The following is a 13,600-nucleotide window of genomic DNA, read 5'->3' on the forward strand; positions in this document are numbered from 1 at the left end:
TCTGCTGTCCCGATGGTTCGAGCCGGTGCAGGCCGCCGCCGGGGTGTCGGCGCTCTGGCTGACCGGGGTCGTCTGGACGAACCTGCACGCGCCGAGCCTGGCGATGTTCGGCGGCGCCGAGCAGCTCGCCTACCTGATCATCACTGTCGTTTCCGGAGTGCTCCTGTTCCTGGGGCGCAGGGAGTTCTCATGAACGTGGTCGTCGATGACCTGACGAAAACCTATGGCCGAAGCCGTGCGCTTGACGGTCTGTCCTTCAGCGCGGGTCAGGGCGTGACCGGTCTGCTCGGCCCGAACGGCGCGGGGAAGACCACCCTGATCCGCCTGCTGGCGACCGCGCTGGCCTCCGACGGGGGGACGATCCGGCTCCTCGGCATGGACCCCGCCAAGGAACCGGCGGCGATCCGGCGCAGGCTCGGCTACCTCCCCCAGGAGACCGGCTACCACCGCGCGTTCACGGTCTTCGAATTCGTCGATTACGTGGCGATTCTGAAGGAGATGGTGGACCGGCGGGCGCGGCATGACGAGGTCCGCCGGGTCCTGGCCGAGGTCGGCCTCTCCGACGTGAGCCACAAGAAGATCCGCGCCCTTTCCGGCGGCATGCGGCGACGGGTGGGCATCGCGCAGGCCCTGCTCGGCGAGCCCGCGCTGGTGCTCCTGGACGAACCGACGGTCGGCCTCGACCCCGAGCAGCGACTCCGGTTCAGGGAGCTGATCTCCCGGATCGGCGAGGACCGTACGGTGATCCTCTCGACCCATCAGACCGAGGACGTGGCGGCCCTGTGTGCCAGGGTGGTCGTGCTCAAGGGCGGCCGTCAGGCGTTCGAGGGGACGCCGGCCGAGCTGCGCGCCCTCGCCGAGGGCCGCACCTGGCTGTCGGACCAGAAGGCCGGAATGCTCTCGTGGCGTACCGGCGACGGCCTCTTCCGAAACCTCGGCGACGCGCCGGGCGGAAGCCGTCTGGTGGAGCCCACCATCGAGGACGGCTACCTGCTGCTGCTCGGCGGCCTGCCGGAAGAGGCGACGCGATGAACGCCCGCACGTCTGTCGTCCGCGCCGGTGCCCGCCCGCGCATCCTGCCGACGCTCGCGCTGAACGAAAGCCGCCGGCTGCTGTGCCACCCGCTGAGCCTGCTCGGCCCGGCGCTGTGGATCCTCGATGTCGCGACCTCCGGATGGGACGGTCCTCGACCGGCGTTCACCGCGCTCACCGCGCCCATGACCATGTTCTGGGGCGTGCCGCTCTTCTTCGCCGCGAATCTGGTCGCCTCGGCCTCGCGTCGCGCCGGTACGGAGGAACTCCTGGGGGTGCTCCCCCGGGGCTGGGCCGACCGGGCGGGCGGACTGTGCCTGGCCGCCTTCGCCCCATTCCTCGCGGGTGTCCTGGGCCAGGCGGCGCTGCTGGGTCTCTACCTGGTGACGGACAACCCGCTGGAGCGATATCCGACGATCGCGGAGCTGGCGGGCGGGCCGCTCAACCTGCTCGGCGCCTGCCTGCTCGGGATCGCGGTGGCCAGGTGGCTGCCGTGGCCGGGCGCGCCGCTGCTCGTCATGGTCGCGTTGATCCGGGTCAACCAGCACCTGGACACGGCCGGCGCGGCACCGGGCGAGGAATCCGGCCCCCTCCACATGCTGGGCTTCTATGTCGACTTCGCGCTTTGGGGGCCGGAGCCCTTCCTCGCGCCCAGGGGGTTCAGACCCGGATCCGCCGGCTGGCACGCGGTCTACCTGCTCGGCATGTGCCTGGGCGCCGGCGCCCTGGCGATGCTGGCCCGTCCCTCCCGCCGGTCGCTGTGGCTGACCGTCGGGGCGGCGGCCGTGGTCGTCTCCGCCGTCGCAGGAGCGCTGACGATCCCATGAACACCTCCTCGATCCCGATCTCGGCCGCTTCCCGCGGGCCCCGATGGGCACAGTTGCGGCAGCTGGCCCGGATGAGCGGGCGGCTGACGCGGTGGCAGCCCGCCGCGCTGGTCACGGCCGTCGCGGCGGTGCTGCTCGCCTGGCCGTGGGACGACGACACCTCGTGGAGGACCGGGGTCTGGTCCCTGCGTGCAATCGCGATGCTGCTGACCCTGGGCGGCGTCTTCGCGCTGGACGACGCGGCGGCCGAGGTCGTCGCGTCCTCCCCCACGACGCTCCGCGCCCGGACGATGTTCCGGGTGTGGCTGACCCTCGCCTGGGCGGTTCCGGTCTGGGGCGTGTCCCTCCTCGTCATGGCTCCGTGGATCTCGGCGGTGTGGCTGCTCTGGTCGAGCCTGGAGTTCGCCGCGCTGCTCGTAGCGGGGCTGTCGACGGCCGCCCTGGCGGCGCGGAGGTACGGCCTGAGCGAGCCCGGGACGGTGGCGTCCGCAGCCGTCACCGGGGGCTTTCTGGGGATCTTGGCGCTGCCCGGCCCGCTCGCCCTGTTCACCCTGCGGTCCCAGGACCTGGTGTCCGCGCACGTCCGCTGGGGCCTGCTGCTCGGCCTGGGAGTGGTGGTCCTGTGGGCGACCTCCCGCGACCCCTCCCGTGTGCGGCGCCGCCGGGCGTAGTTCATGCGGCCAGGAGGCCGGCGGCACGGCAGGGTCGGTCGCCGGGCGCGCCGTCGAAGCCGTCCGGCGGCCCGACGCGCAGGCAGGACCGGGCGGCGGCGTCTCGCGTGAGCCGTACGCGGAAGGGCTCGCCGTCGAGGTCGGGGCTGCCGGAGAACACCGCGAAGTCCGCCTCGCCGATCCGCAGGTGCCCGCCGATCGTCCGGGACGGGGCGCCCGGATGGCCGGTGATCCAGTCGAGATGGCCGGTGAGCAGCCGATCGGCCACGGTACGCAGGATGTCGACCGCGCAGAGGCCGTGCGCGCACGCGGCGCCGTCCAGCATGATCTCGGGCAGGCCGAACCGGCGCAGACCCCGGCTCTTCACGGGCGGGTACGGGCAGAGCCCGGCCGCGGCCGGGTCAACCGGCGGACAGGCGGCGGTCTCGTCGATCTCCGATGTCCAGCCCAGCCAGTCGTCGTCGAGCCGGAACTCCTGCCGCTCCCCCGGACATTCCGGGCAGTGGGCTAAGACCGTACGGGTGAGCGGATCGACGATCGTCCCGTGGTAGGCCTCGGCGACCCCGCGTGCGGCCGCCCGGGCGATCTGTGCCGCCTCCGGCTGGGCGGCCACGGGGGCGGTGCTGGAGACGACGATGTGATGGCGGGCTCTGCGCACCTGTCTGCGGATCTCGTCACCGTCGAGGTCCATCCGCCGCCACGGCGACTGCGCGGCCCGGAACGCGTCGAGTTCGAGTCGTGGCGTGCCCAGCACCTCCATCGCCGCGCGCCGGTGCGGCCGCCCCATCCGCCACGGCACGATCGAGGACAGCTCTGTCGGGGTGCGTTCGGTCACGACGACGAAGACGGTCGTGGTCTCGGCCGGCACCGGATATGTGATCTTCACGGATCCTCCTCGGAACGCTCGGAGGTCCCCAGACTGCGCCGATCGCATCCGGCGAATCTCAGCCGAACGCCGTTCTGTGGACAGCGGCGCTTATCCACAGAGGTTCATGTGGACACCGGGGTCCGCAGCCTGGCCGCCGCCCGCCGGCCGAGGCGCTGGGCGGGAGCCTCGATCAGGTGGTACGTGAGGAGTCCGAGCGGCACCAGGACGAGGAAGAACAGCGGGAGATTCGGGCTCGGCCGCAGCAGGAGCGGGTGGAGCAGATAGAGCGAGAAGCTGATCACCCCGAGGTGGGTGACCACCGGGGGAAACCGCCGGTGCCGCAGCGCGAAGGCGGCGAAGAAGAACGCGGCGGCGAGCAGCAGCGCGGGCGCCCAACCGGGATCGTCCTTGGCGAAGATCCCGCAGGCCAGCACCGTCACCACGACGCCGATGGCGGTACGCCACCGGATCATTCCCTGCTCCGCGCGGTGGACGGCCGTGCCGGCGAACATCATGGCCAAGATGATCAAACCCTGCCAGGCGCCGATCCGGCTGCCCAGGACGACCAACGCCAGGGCGAGGACGCCGCCGCTCAACGCGGCGACCCTGCGCGTCCGGCCGCCCGCCCACGCGGTCACGACGATCGCCACGAGCGCCGCGCCGCCCAGGAGCACGGCGAGCAGATCCGCTCGTCCGCCGATGAGCGCCCTGGGCAGCAGGATCCCCAGCGGCACCGCCGCCAGGGCCAGAGCCACCGCGACGGCGGCCGACCGCCGCGCCTGCCGTACCACGAACAGCCCGACCGTCAGCAGATAGAAGGCCATTTCGTACGACAGGGTCCACATCACGTTGATGACAGCGGGCACGCCGAGCAGTTCCTGCAGCATCGTCACGTTGCCGAGGACGACGACGGCAACGGGCCGCCGGCCCAGACCGGCATGGAGATCGAACGCTCCGACGCACGCCAGCAGGAGCGCCAGCGCGATGGCGGCGAGCAGCAGCGGCAGCAGGCGGAAGGCCCGGCCGATCCAGAAGGCCCGGACGTCGCCCCGGCGTTCCAGGGAAGCGGGGATGATATAGCCGCTGACCATGAAGAACACGAAGACGCCCCACGTGCCGACGTCGATCCGGCCGTCCACGGCGCCCCAGACCCCCGGGATGAACGTCCAGGCGGCGTGGTGCAGTGCCACGGCCAGGGCGGCGGGGCCCCTCAGGGCGTCCAGCCAGCCCAGGCGGGAGGGAGTTGCGGCCATTGGGGTGACCTTAGTCGTGTTTCGGAGATCCTGTCCTGCCGGGTCAGGACCGGGTTCCCTCGACACTGCCCGGGCGATCGACGCCCGTCCCCCGGCCGGCCGCTCCCTCCGGCCCGGTTCTCCCGTCAGGACGCGCCGGGTGCTCCCTCCAGGTCGAACTCGTCGGCCTTCACGCCCTGGATGAAGGCGGACCACTCGTCGGAGGTGAAGAACAGCTTGGGGCCGTCCGGGTCCTTCGAGTCCCGTACGGCGATCAACCTCCCCTGTCCGGCCTTGTGGGCGGGGCCGCCCGCGCCATGCCCGCTCATGCGCTGAGTGGTCAGGGCGACGTGTTCGAGTTCGGTGACCTCGACGCAGTTTCCGCCGTTGTCGCCGGAAAAGCTTGATTTGCGCCAGAGCGCCCCGTTCAGGTCCATCTCTCCTCCATCGTTTTCTTGATCAATTCAAGCGACATGTTCAGCGGAAGCGCCTCGGTCCTGATGGCCTCGAAACGCTCGATCGCCGCCGAGACATCGTCCGCGTCGCTCGTCGTGATGCCACGGATGGCGGTCTCCGCGTACAGGACGTCGCACCCGTCATCCAGCGTGGCTATGACGAACCCACCGAGCAGCCCCGAGTGCATGCCCTGCGGGACGATCTGAACGCTCAGCCGCGGACCGGCCATCGCGATCAGGTGATCGAGCTGTTCGCGCATCACCTCCGGCCCGCCGATCGGCCGGTACAGCACCGCCTCGTCGAGGACGCACCGGAAGATCGGGGGCCGCGGGTCCTTCCGGCTGAGGACGAGCTGACGGTGCAGCCGCGCCGCCAGGGCCGTCTCGTTGCCGCGCAGGACCACACGCGCGTACGACTCGGTCTGCAGCAGGCCGGGGATGACGAGCGGTTCGTACGTCCGCAGCGTCGTGGCCTCCTGCTCCTTGTCGCGCCACTTCCCGAACCAGGTGGGAAAGACCTGACCCTTCCGCCAGTCGAGGAGCCGATGCAGCGCGCCGCCCGTCGACAGGACGTCGTCGCAGCACTGGGCGAACTCCGGGCTGGCCGGAAGCTGACCGGTCTCGACGCCGCTGATCAGGGACTCGCTGAAATGGATCTTCTGGGCGAGTTGCGCCTGGGTCAGCCCCGCCTCCTGCCGGTAGTGACGCAGCTCCCTGCCCCAGATCGCCTGTGGTGAATAAGCATCGACCACAATGCCTCCTTTGCCCGGAGTCGAGGAGCGGGGCCCCACGGCAGGGTGCAACCACGTGACCGGCCGACGAAAGTCGGTTTACGTAACGGGTTACCTACAGAGAGTAGTCATATTTGAGCTGTCCGTGGTCGAAACCCGAGAGCTTGGGGGCCCCAATCGAGCCCGACGTACGGAGGACCGCCGCGCTCGCCGGATCAGCCCCGCCGAGCGGGGTCACTCGGAAGCGCGGCGGCCCTGGCAGCGGGGGTCGTCGGGGGTCGGGGCGCGTTCGGGGGCCAGCCAGGAGATCATGCTCTCCTCCACGTACCATCCGTACAGGTCCACGCGGCTGTGCAGGATCTCGGCGGGGTCCGGGCAGAGCGTCTGGGCGCCGAGATGATCGTTGGCGACGAACCGCACCGTGCCCTCGGTGGACAGGAACGTGGTCGTCCGGTCGTCGACGGCGATCGTGTAGCCGACGACCACCGGTGGGAGGCCGTCCTCACCCGTCGTCTCCACGGCGACCAGCGGCAGGACCGGCACCCGGAGGAAGACCACGCCCACGACGACGGGCAGCACCAGGGCGGCCAGAAGGGCGATGCCATGGCTGATCACCCAGGCGGACGCCCGTGGAACGGGGCCGGTGAGCAGCACGCCCAGGCCCGGCGGCATGGCGAGCAGCAGCAGGGCGACCGGATCCCGCTCGCGCATCGCGTCGGCGATCGCCGGAGCCAGCAGCACGTAGCAGGCCACGGCGGCCAGCAGGGGCAGGACGACGCCGACGAACCGTACGGCGGAGCGGCGGTGGCCGCGTTCGCGCACGGTCAGCCCGAGGACGGCGAGGGTCAGCATCAGCAACGTGGGCAGGAACCGCAGCTGCCAGGCGAGGAGCGCGACCGCGACGGCCACGACCAGCACCCAGTCGGGGATCCGATCGGCCGCGCGCACCAGCAGCGACGAACGGCGGGCGCTGACCAGATAGAGGGCGCTGAGCACCCGCAGCAGCAGCACCACGGCGGGAATGATCCACATTCCGGTGATCAGGACCGAGCTGAGCAGGCCGAGCGGGCTGACGTGCTGGACGAGCAGGAGCAGCGTCTGGGTGTCCTGGCGGCCCGCGTACCAGAGCCGCAGCACCAGCAGCACCAGCGGAAACGCCGGCAGCACGGCGAGCAGCCACTCAAGGTTGCGCGGGGCCACGCGGCCGCGCCGCAGGCGGGGCGGGAAGTCCTCTGAGCCGTCGGCCATCGTCAGGAGACGTCTCGTTCCCACGGCCAGCGCCGTACGTCCGGTTCGTCGATCGAGGGCTGCTCGGCCACCGCGACCTGCTGTATGCGTGCCATGCCTTCGGCCTGCTGCAACGGTGCCAGATAGTCGTCGAACGCCTTCTCCCAGCGGCGGTCCTCCGGGTCGGCGTAGGAGCGGTAGAGGGCCAGGTTCACCAGTGTGCGCAGGGCGCGGTTACGCCCCGTGGCGATCCCCCACCGCTCGGCTGCGGCCAGCCCGACGTCGTGTGCGCGCAGTTCGTTGGAATGCTTCGCCACGAATCCCGCCAGGATGGCCGCGTCGGTGGTGACGGCGTGGTACTCGCCGGCGAGCACGCCGTCGACGCACTCGCTGATCCGGTTCTTCTTCCCCACGTCGGCCGCCCCGGCCTGCTTGAGTTGGTCGGCGGAGGTGGATTCGGCGAGCGTGCACACCTTCTCTCCGGCGAGGTCGCCGAGCGAGGACACTTTTTCGTGGTCACTGCGAGTGACCACCGTCTGCTCGGTCTGCAGGTACGGCTCGGACATGTAGACCTCGCCCGTCCGTTCCGCTGTGACGCTGTAGGTCGCCACGACGAGATCGACGGTCACGAACCCGCCTTCCCGGTCCATGGCCTGCATCTTGCCCCGGTCCTCGGTCTCGATGGCCAGGAACCGCACCTGACGGGGGGAGAAACCCAGCTCAGCCGCCACCATGTAGGCGATGTCGATGTCGAAGCCCTCGTACCGCCCGGTCTCCGGATTCCACCACGACACGCCGGGAGAGTCGTCCTTCACGCCGATCAGCAGCTCATGTTTGCCGACGAGCCCGGCCTCCTCGCGCAGACCCGCCTCGGTCGGCGAGCCTGAGGCCCAGATCGTCCCGGCCGCGACCACACCGGCCAGGGTGACCGCGGCCAGCCACCCGGCCAGGCGCAGGGTGCGCCCCCGGTCGTCGGGCGGAGGCGGGGGCACCGGCACCGAGACGGCCTCCACCGGTGGCTTCCCCGCCGACGCGGCGTCATCGTCGGCGGGCTCGTCCTTCGGCCCACGCCGTAATCGCCACGCTTTCACCCTGTTCATCCGGTCCATCCGGTCATGCGCCATCTTTATCCGCTCCGCCTTCGCCGTGACGTGGATCACCGATGGCAGGCTAGCGACGGTACGCCCCGGGGCGACACCGTTCGACGACACATGACCTCAACCGGCCGCGCCGTCCTGGGCACGGCCTGCCCGCCACAGCTCCGCGGCGAGCCAGAGTCCACCGACCGCCGTCAACGCCCCGTGCGCGATCCGCATCGCGGGGGTGCCGAAGAACTGCGGAATGAACAGGGCGAATCCGGCGGCCAGCGGAACGGCGCTCCATCGATGCAGCACCCCCGAGCGCCAGACGGCCACGGCGGCGATGACCGCGCCGACGCCGAGCAGCGCGAGCCCCACGGCGAACGTGGTGATCGCCACCGGGGCGTATCGGAACTGATCGACGAGATCGATCAGCGAGGCCTCGTGCTCCCGGACCACCCGGACCGCGATGGCGTTGAGACCGAAGTCCTCGGCCCCGTAGTAAGGCAGGGTGAGTCCGGCGCCGAGCCACGTCACCACGGCCGCCGGAAGTGTGAATCGCCGGTCGAGAACGAGGTGCAGGGCCAGGAGGCCCAGCGAGGCGAGGATGAATCCCACCATGGCGAACAGATGCGACGCGACCCATGCCGCGGAGGCCATCGCGCGGGCGCCGTCCATGGTCGTCTCGTCGGCCCAGGGCCGTACCAGCGGATAGAGGAGAAACAGGACGCCGGCCGCGGCGAGGGCCGCGGCCCCCAGGCGGGCCCGGGATGAGGCGAGCGCCGGGGCGGACGGCCTGGGCATGGTCATGGAACTCTCCGATCAGTGCACACAGAGCATCTCATCGCTCTATATCGAGAGCAATGCTCTCTCTATAGAGCAACGATGTCAACCGCCACCGGCCTCCCACCGTGATCTTGCGAATGCTTGCAGGAGTGCCCTCCACCTGCGAAAACCACTAGCGTGATCTTGCAGAAACTCGCACGCCCATTCGTTGACCAGGGCGAACACCGTCCGTGACCTTGCACTGCAAGATCACGGAGCGCAAAGCCGCAGGCAGACGTGGGAGCGTGCGAGTTTCTGCAAGATCACGAATGGAATATCCGCAGCTCAGCGCTGCTCTCTGCGAGAATTTACAAGATCACGGGAGGGGGTGTTGGAGCTGGGCGATGACCAGGGACTGGGCGGGGAGACGAAGGTCTCCGTCCACGATCAGGGCGCTCTCCGAGGAGGTGAGCAGAATCCGCCCGCCGCCCGTGGTTCCCGTACCCGTGCCCCCGCCGCCCGTGGTTCCCGTACCCGTGCCCCCGCCGCCCGTGGTTCCCGTACCCGTGCCGCCGGCGCCGAGCGTCAGCCGTACGGAGACCGGGAACGCGCCGAAGTTGGCCGCGACGCGCAGCGAGCCGCGCTCCATCACCAGATATCGCCGGTCCTCGTCGAAGTCGACCCGGACCCGGTCGAGCCGCGGGTCGGTGAGATCGGGATGCGTCTTGCGCAGCGCGATCAGATCGCGGTACCAGCCGAGCAGCGAGGCGTGACCGTCCTCGGCAGGCTCGGCCCAGTCGAGCTTCGACCGCAGGAACGTGGCCTCCTCCTGCGGGTCTGGCGCCTTCCAGTCATAGCCGAAGCCCTCGAACTCCCGCCTGCGCCGCTCCCCCTCGCTCGCCGCCAGCGAGGGCTCGAAGTGGTCGGTGAAGAAGTAGAACGGCGTGGTCGCCCCCCACTCCTCCCCCATGAACAGCATCGGCGTGAACGGTGCGGTCAGCAGCAGCCCGGCGGCGACCCACAGCTGGTCGGCCGCCATCCGGTCGCCCTCGGGACGGTTGCCCACCTGGTCGTGGTTCTGCACGCAGCAGACGAAGCGGTAGCCCGGCACGTGGGCCGCAGGCCTGCCGTGAGAGCGGCCGCGGAACGTCGAGTAGGTGCCGTCGTGGAAGTAACCGCTGGTGAGCACCTTGGCGAGCGCCGACAGCGAGCCGAAATCGCCGTAGTAGGCGTGGGTCTCCCCCGTGACGGCCGAGTGGATCGCATGGTGGACGTCGTCGTTCCACGCGGCGTGCATGCCGAGCCCGCCGGCCTCGCGCGGGGTGACCATGCGCGGGTCGTTCAGGTCGGACTCGGCGATCAACGTCAGCGGCCGCCCCACGACCGTCGCCAGCGCGTCCACCTCGGCGGCCAGCTCCTCCAGGAAGTGCACGGCGCGCTTGTCGTGCAGCGCGTGCACCGCGTCGAGGCGGAGCCCGTCCACGTGGTAGTCGCGCAGCCACTGCAGCGCGTTGCCGATGAAGTAGCTCCGCACCTCGTCCGAGCCCGGCCCGTCCAGGTTGACCGCGTCGCCCCAGTACGACCCCTTGGCGTCGTGGAAGTAGGGCCCGAACTTGGCCAGGTGGTTTCCCGACGGACCGAGATGGTTGTAGACCACGTCGAGGATGACCCCGATCCCGGCCCGGTGGCAGGCGTCCACGAAGCCCTTGAGCCCGTCCGGCCCGCCGTACTCCTCGTTCACCGCGTAGAGGTCGACTCCGTCGTACCCCCAGTTGCGCCTGCCGGGGACCGGCGCGACCGGCATGATCTCGACGAAGTCCACGCCGAGGTCCACCAGATGGTCGAGTCGCCGCGCCGCGCCGCGGAACGTCCCCTCCGGGGTGAAGGTGCCGACGTGCAGCTCGTAGATGACGGAACCGCGCAGGTCACGGCCGCGCCACTCCTGGTCGCCCCAGGTGAACCTGTCGTGCTCGTAGACCCGGCTCGGCCCCTGCACGCCGTACGGCTGCCGCCGCGTCCTCGGGTCGGGGTACGGCCCGTGGCCGTCCACATGGAGGAAGTAGTCGACGCCGTGCCCCAGGCCGGCGCCGGAATGGCGCCACCAGCCGCCCCCTGTCGGCGTCATGACGTGCCTGGTCTCGCCGAACTCGACCTCGACCCGCGCCGCCTTCGGTGCCCAGACTTCGACGGCCCAGCCTTCGACGGCGCCGACCTCGAAGGTGCCTTTCACGACATGTCCCTCCGGTTTCGTCACGTGCACACCTGCCCGCGGGTCGGCGGGATCACGCCTGCGGATCCTGCTCCAGGATCGCGACCGGACAGCGGGACAGCAGGTGTGCCATGGGCACCCTGCCCGTGTACTCCCTGCCCGTGTGCTCGTCCCCGCCGAGCAGGTCGCGCCAGCGGCCCGGCGGCAGTGTGATCGTCTCGCCGCCCCAGCCGCCCCGCCGTTCGAGTTTCACGGGCAGCCGGGTGGCGACCACGACGGCCGTCGAGACGCCGGCGGAGGCGCCGATCCCCCGCCCGAACGCGATCGCGTGCTCCCCGGCCTCGATCGGCACGTACGGCCCGGCCGGGTCGATGCGCTGCCGCAGCCGGAGCGCGGTGGTGGTGACCAGCAGCTTCTGGCCGTCCCATGTGTCGTCAGGAGCGGCCAGCAGGCGGCCGCGCCGGGTGAAGTCGACCGGCCGCCGGTTGTCGGGGTCCACCAGCGAGAAGTCCGTGGTCTCATTCCCCTGGTACACGTCGGGAATGCCCGGCATCAGGAGTTGGATCGCCTTCTGTCCGAGCGAGTTGACCCGGGCGTACCGGTCGACGACCGCCGTGAACGAGGCGACCGAGGGACCGCAGACCTCGATGGCACGCCGGGCGAAGTCCCGCAGGCCCGACTCGTACTCCGGGTCGGGGTCCATCCAGGAGATGGCCGTCTTGGCCTCCCTGGCCGCCTTGAGCAGGTAGTCGGTGAACCGCTCGACCGAGATGGGCCACGCCGCCATGAGCGACTGCCAGGCCAGGTAGTCGAGCCCCGGGTCGAACGACACCTCGGCCGTCCACGAGGCGGCCGCCTCGGCCCACTCACTCGGCAGTTCGGACAGTACGGCCAGGCGGGCCCGTACGTCCTCCGAGCGCTTGGTGTCGTGGGTGGACAGCGTGGTCATGGTCTTCGGGGGCAGCCCGGCGCAGAACTCGTGGAACTCGGCGGCCGAGACCCCGAACCTGTCGGGCTCGCCGCCGACCTCGTTCAGGCAGGCCAGCGGGTACCACCGGTAGAGGGCGGTGTCCTCCACCCCCTTGGCCATGACCGGGCCGCAGGTCTGCTGGAACCGGGTGACCGCCTCGGCCGGGCCGTACAGGACGAGGTCGGCGGCCTTGGCCACCGCGCCGGGATCGGCGTGGGCGGCGGCCTCGCGTGCGGCGTCCCGGATGATCCGCACCGTCTCGTCCGGCGGCCGCTCACCGGGGTTCACGTACGCCCGGTAGACGGGCATCGCCACCAGCAGCTCCACGACCGCCTCGCGCAGCCCCGCGTCGCCGAGATCGGCGGTCAGCCGGTCGACCTCCCCGCGGAAGAACAGCTCGATGACGTGCTTCTTCGATTCGTACCGCACGGCCTCGTAGTCGCCGGTCACGCCCGTCAGCCGCCGGAACGTCTCGACCAGCGCGTCCCGGCCCGCGGGGTCGACGAAGAGCCGGGTGATCATGTTGAGCGCGTCGTAGCCGGTGGTGCCGTCGCACGGCCAGTCGGCCGGCAGCCGCTCGCCGTCGATGAGGATCTTCTCCACCCAGAGTGGACCGGGCACGTGTGGGCGCAGCCGTCGCAGGTAACCGCACGGGTCGGCCAGGCCGTCGGGGTGATCGACGCGCAGCCCGTCCAGCACCCCCTCCTCGATCAGGGAGAACGTCACGGCGTGGGTGGCTGCGAAGACCTCCGGGTCCTCCGCACGCAGGCCGATCAGCGAGGACACGTCGAAGAAGCGCCGATAGCCGGGGCTCTCCCGCCAGTTGACGAGCCGGTAGTGCTGCGCCTCCAGCAGCTCGGGCAGCGGGAGGTGCTCCGTACCCGGTCTGATCGGGAACTCGTGATCGTGATAGCGCAGGACCCCGTCGGCGACCTCGACCGCCGTGCCGTACGGCTCGTCGCCGAGGATGGGGAAGGCGACCGGCCACTGGAAGTCGAACCACCGGGCGTGCGGGGAGTCCGGGCCGTCCCGCAACGCCGACCAGAGCTGGACGTTCCGCGACTCCGGCACCGGGATCGTCATGTGGTTGGGCACGATGTCGGCGATCAGCGGCAGCCCGGCCGCGGCCAGCTCGCGCAGCCCCTCCTCCCCGCCGAACTCGGCCCGCACCCTGCTGTGGTCCACCACGTCGTAACCGTGCCGGGAGTCGCGCACGGCCTGCAGGATCGGCGACAGGTAGAGGTGGCCGACGCCCAGCTCCCGCAGATATCCGACCAACCGCGCCGCCTCGGTGAAGCCGAAGTCCGGGGTGAGCTGCACGCGATAGGTGGATGTCACGAAGCCGCCTTCCTCTGGGTTCGCGGGGACAGTCCGGTCGTCTCCATACTGCCCGCCGGGCGGACCGGTAGCCAGACGGCCGCCGGTCCGTCGGATCGCACCGCCATCGGATCATGCCGCCCTCAGGTCACGCCCGCCCTCAGGTCACGCCCGCCGTCAGCTCACGCCGCCCTCAGGTCACGCCCGCCGTCAGCTC

General features: G+C 70.7%; 13 protein-coding genes. 4 read left to right on the top strand and 9 right to left on the bottom strand.

The window, feature by feature from the left end:
• The 4 genes from AP234_RS37000 to AP234_RS02445 form a co-directional block, all read left to right on the top strand.
• A partial coding sequence (locus AP234_RS37000; RefSeq protein WP_160330365.1) for a hypothetical protein occupies nt 1-193 on the top strand: 193 nt, incomplete at its 5' end.
• Nucleotides 190-1,032 (top strand): ABC transporter ATP-binding protein, encoded by an 843-nt coding sequence (locus tag AP234_RS37005; RefSeq protein ID WP_055477836.1) that lies wholly within the window; start codon nt 190-192, stop codon nt 1,030-1,032. The genes AP234_RS37000 and AP234_RS37005, both read left to right, overlap by 4 nt.
• Entirely contained in the window at nt 1,029-1,859 is an 831-nt protein-coding gene (locus AP234_RS02440) for a hypothetical protein (RefSeq protein ID WP_055477837.1), read from the top strand. The genes AP234_RS37005 and AP234_RS02440 overlap by 4 nt, the downstream gene beginning before the upstream one ends.
• Nucleotides 1,856-2,530, top strand: coding sequence for a hypothetical protein (locus AP234_RS02445; RefSeq protein WP_055477838.1), 675 nt, complete (start codon nt 1,856-1,858; stop codon nt 2,528-2,530). Before AP234_RS02440 ends, AP234_RS02445 begins: the two co-directional genes overlap by 4 nt.
• A gap of 1 nt (nt 2,531) precedes the next feature.
• Here the strand turns inward: AP234_RS02445 and AP234_RS02450 are convergent, their stop codons facing one another.
• The 9 genes from AP234_RS02450 to treY form a co-directional block, all read right to left on the bottom strand.
• Entirely contained in the window at nt 2,532-3,416 is an 885-nt protein-coding gene (locus tag AP234_RS02450; RefSeq protein ID WP_055477839.1) for a hypothetical protein, read from the bottom strand.
• A 104-nt stretch (nt 3,417-3,520) separates the two neighbouring features.
• Nucleotides 3,521-4,651 carry an acyltransferase family protein gene (locus tag AP234_RS02455; RefSeq protein WP_055477840.1) on the bottom strand — a complete coding sequence of 377 codons (1,131 nt, stop codon included), beginning with the start codon at nt 4,649-4,651 and terminating at the stop codon, nt 3,521-3,523.
• Nucleotides 4,652-4,776: 125 nt separating this feature from the next.
• Nucleotides 4,777-5,067 carry a DUF397 domain-containing protein gene (locus tag AP234_RS02460; RefSeq protein ID WP_055477841.1) on the bottom strand — a complete coding sequence of 97 codons (291 nt, stop codon included), beginning with the start codon at nt 5,065-5,067 and terminating at the stop codon, nt 4,777-4,779.
• Complete coding sequence (locus AP234_RS02465; protein ID WP_055477842.1) at nt 5,058-5,837, bottom strand: helix-turn-helix domain-containing protein; 780 nt, start codon at nt 5,835-5,837, stop codon at nt 5,058-5,060. Before AP234_RS02465 ends, AP234_RS02460 begins: the two co-directional genes overlap by 10 nt.
• 213 nt (nt 5,838-6,050) lie before the next feature.
• Complete coding sequence (locus tag AP234_RS02470; RefSeq protein ID WP_200926191.1) at nt 6,051-7,088, bottom strand: hypothetical protein; 1,038 nt, start codon at nt 7,086-7,088, stop codon at nt 6,051-6,053.
• The gene (locus AP234_RS02475) at nt 7,067-8,203 is read right to left on the bottom strand and encodes a transporter substrate-binding domain-containing protein (protein WP_152990195.1); all 1,137 of its coding nucleotides are present in this window, start codon (nt 8,201-8,203) and stop codon (nt 7,067-7,069) included. The genes AP234_RS02470 and AP234_RS02475 overlap by 22 nt, the downstream gene beginning before the upstream one ends.
• 57 nt (nt 8,204-8,260) lie before the next feature.
• Complete coding sequence (locus AP234_RS02480) at nt 8,261-8,932, bottom strand: hypothetical protein (protein WP_055477845.1); 672 nt, start codon at nt 8,930-8,932, stop codon at nt 8,261-8,263.
• Nucleotides 8,933-9,263: 331 nt separating this feature from the next.
• Nucleotides 9,264-11,117 carry a malto-oligosyltrehalose trehalohydrolase gene (treZ, locus tag AP234_RS02485; RefSeq protein ID WP_055477846.1) on the bottom strand — a complete coding sequence of 618 codons (1,854 nt, stop codon included), beginning with the start codon at nt 11,115-11,117 and terminating at the stop codon, nt 9,264-9,266.
• A 52-nt stretch (nt 11,118-11,169) separates the two neighbouring features.
• Nucleotides 11,170-13,404 (bottom strand): malto-oligosyltrehalose synthase, encoded by a 2,235-nt coding sequence (gene treY, locus AP234_RS02490; protein WP_055477847.1) that lies wholly within the window; start codon nt 13,402-13,404, stop codon nt 11,170-11,172.
• Nucleotides 13,405-13,600 lie beyond the last annotated feature (196 nt).

This window comes from Sphaerimonospora mesophila (assembly GCF_001417795.1).
Taxonomy (GTDB): domain Bacteria; phylum Actinomycetota; class Actinomycetes; order Streptosporangiales; family Streptosporangiaceae; genus Sphaerimonospora; species Sphaerimonospora mesophila.

Excerpts from the sequence above, each read along its gene's own strand:
- AP234_RS37005 (WP_055477836.1), top strand. The coding sequence starts at position 190 with ATGAACGTGGTCGTCGATGACCTGACGAAAACCTATGGCCGAAGCCGT.
- AP234_RS02440 (WP_055477837.1), top strand. The coding sequence starts at position 1,029 with ATGAACGCCCGCACGTCTGTCGTCCGCGCCGGTGCCCGCCCGCGCATC.
- AP234_RS02445 (WP_055477838.1), top strand. The coding sequence starts at position 1,856 with ATGAACACCTCCTCGATCCCGATCTCGGCCGCTTCCCGCGGGCCCCGA.
- AP234_RS02455 (WP_055477840.1), bottom strand. The coding sequence starts at position 4,651 with ATGGCCGCAACTCCCTCCCGCCTGGGCTGGCTGGACGCCCTGAGGGGC.
- AP234_RS02460 (WP_055477841.1), bottom strand. The coding sequence starts at position 5,067 with ATGGACCTGAACGGGGCGCTCTGGCGCAAATCAAGCTTTTCCGGCGAC.
- AP234_RS02480 (WP_055477845.1), bottom strand. The coding sequence starts at position 8,932 with ATGACCATGCCCAGGCCGTCCGCCCCGGCGCTCGCCTCATCCCGGGCC.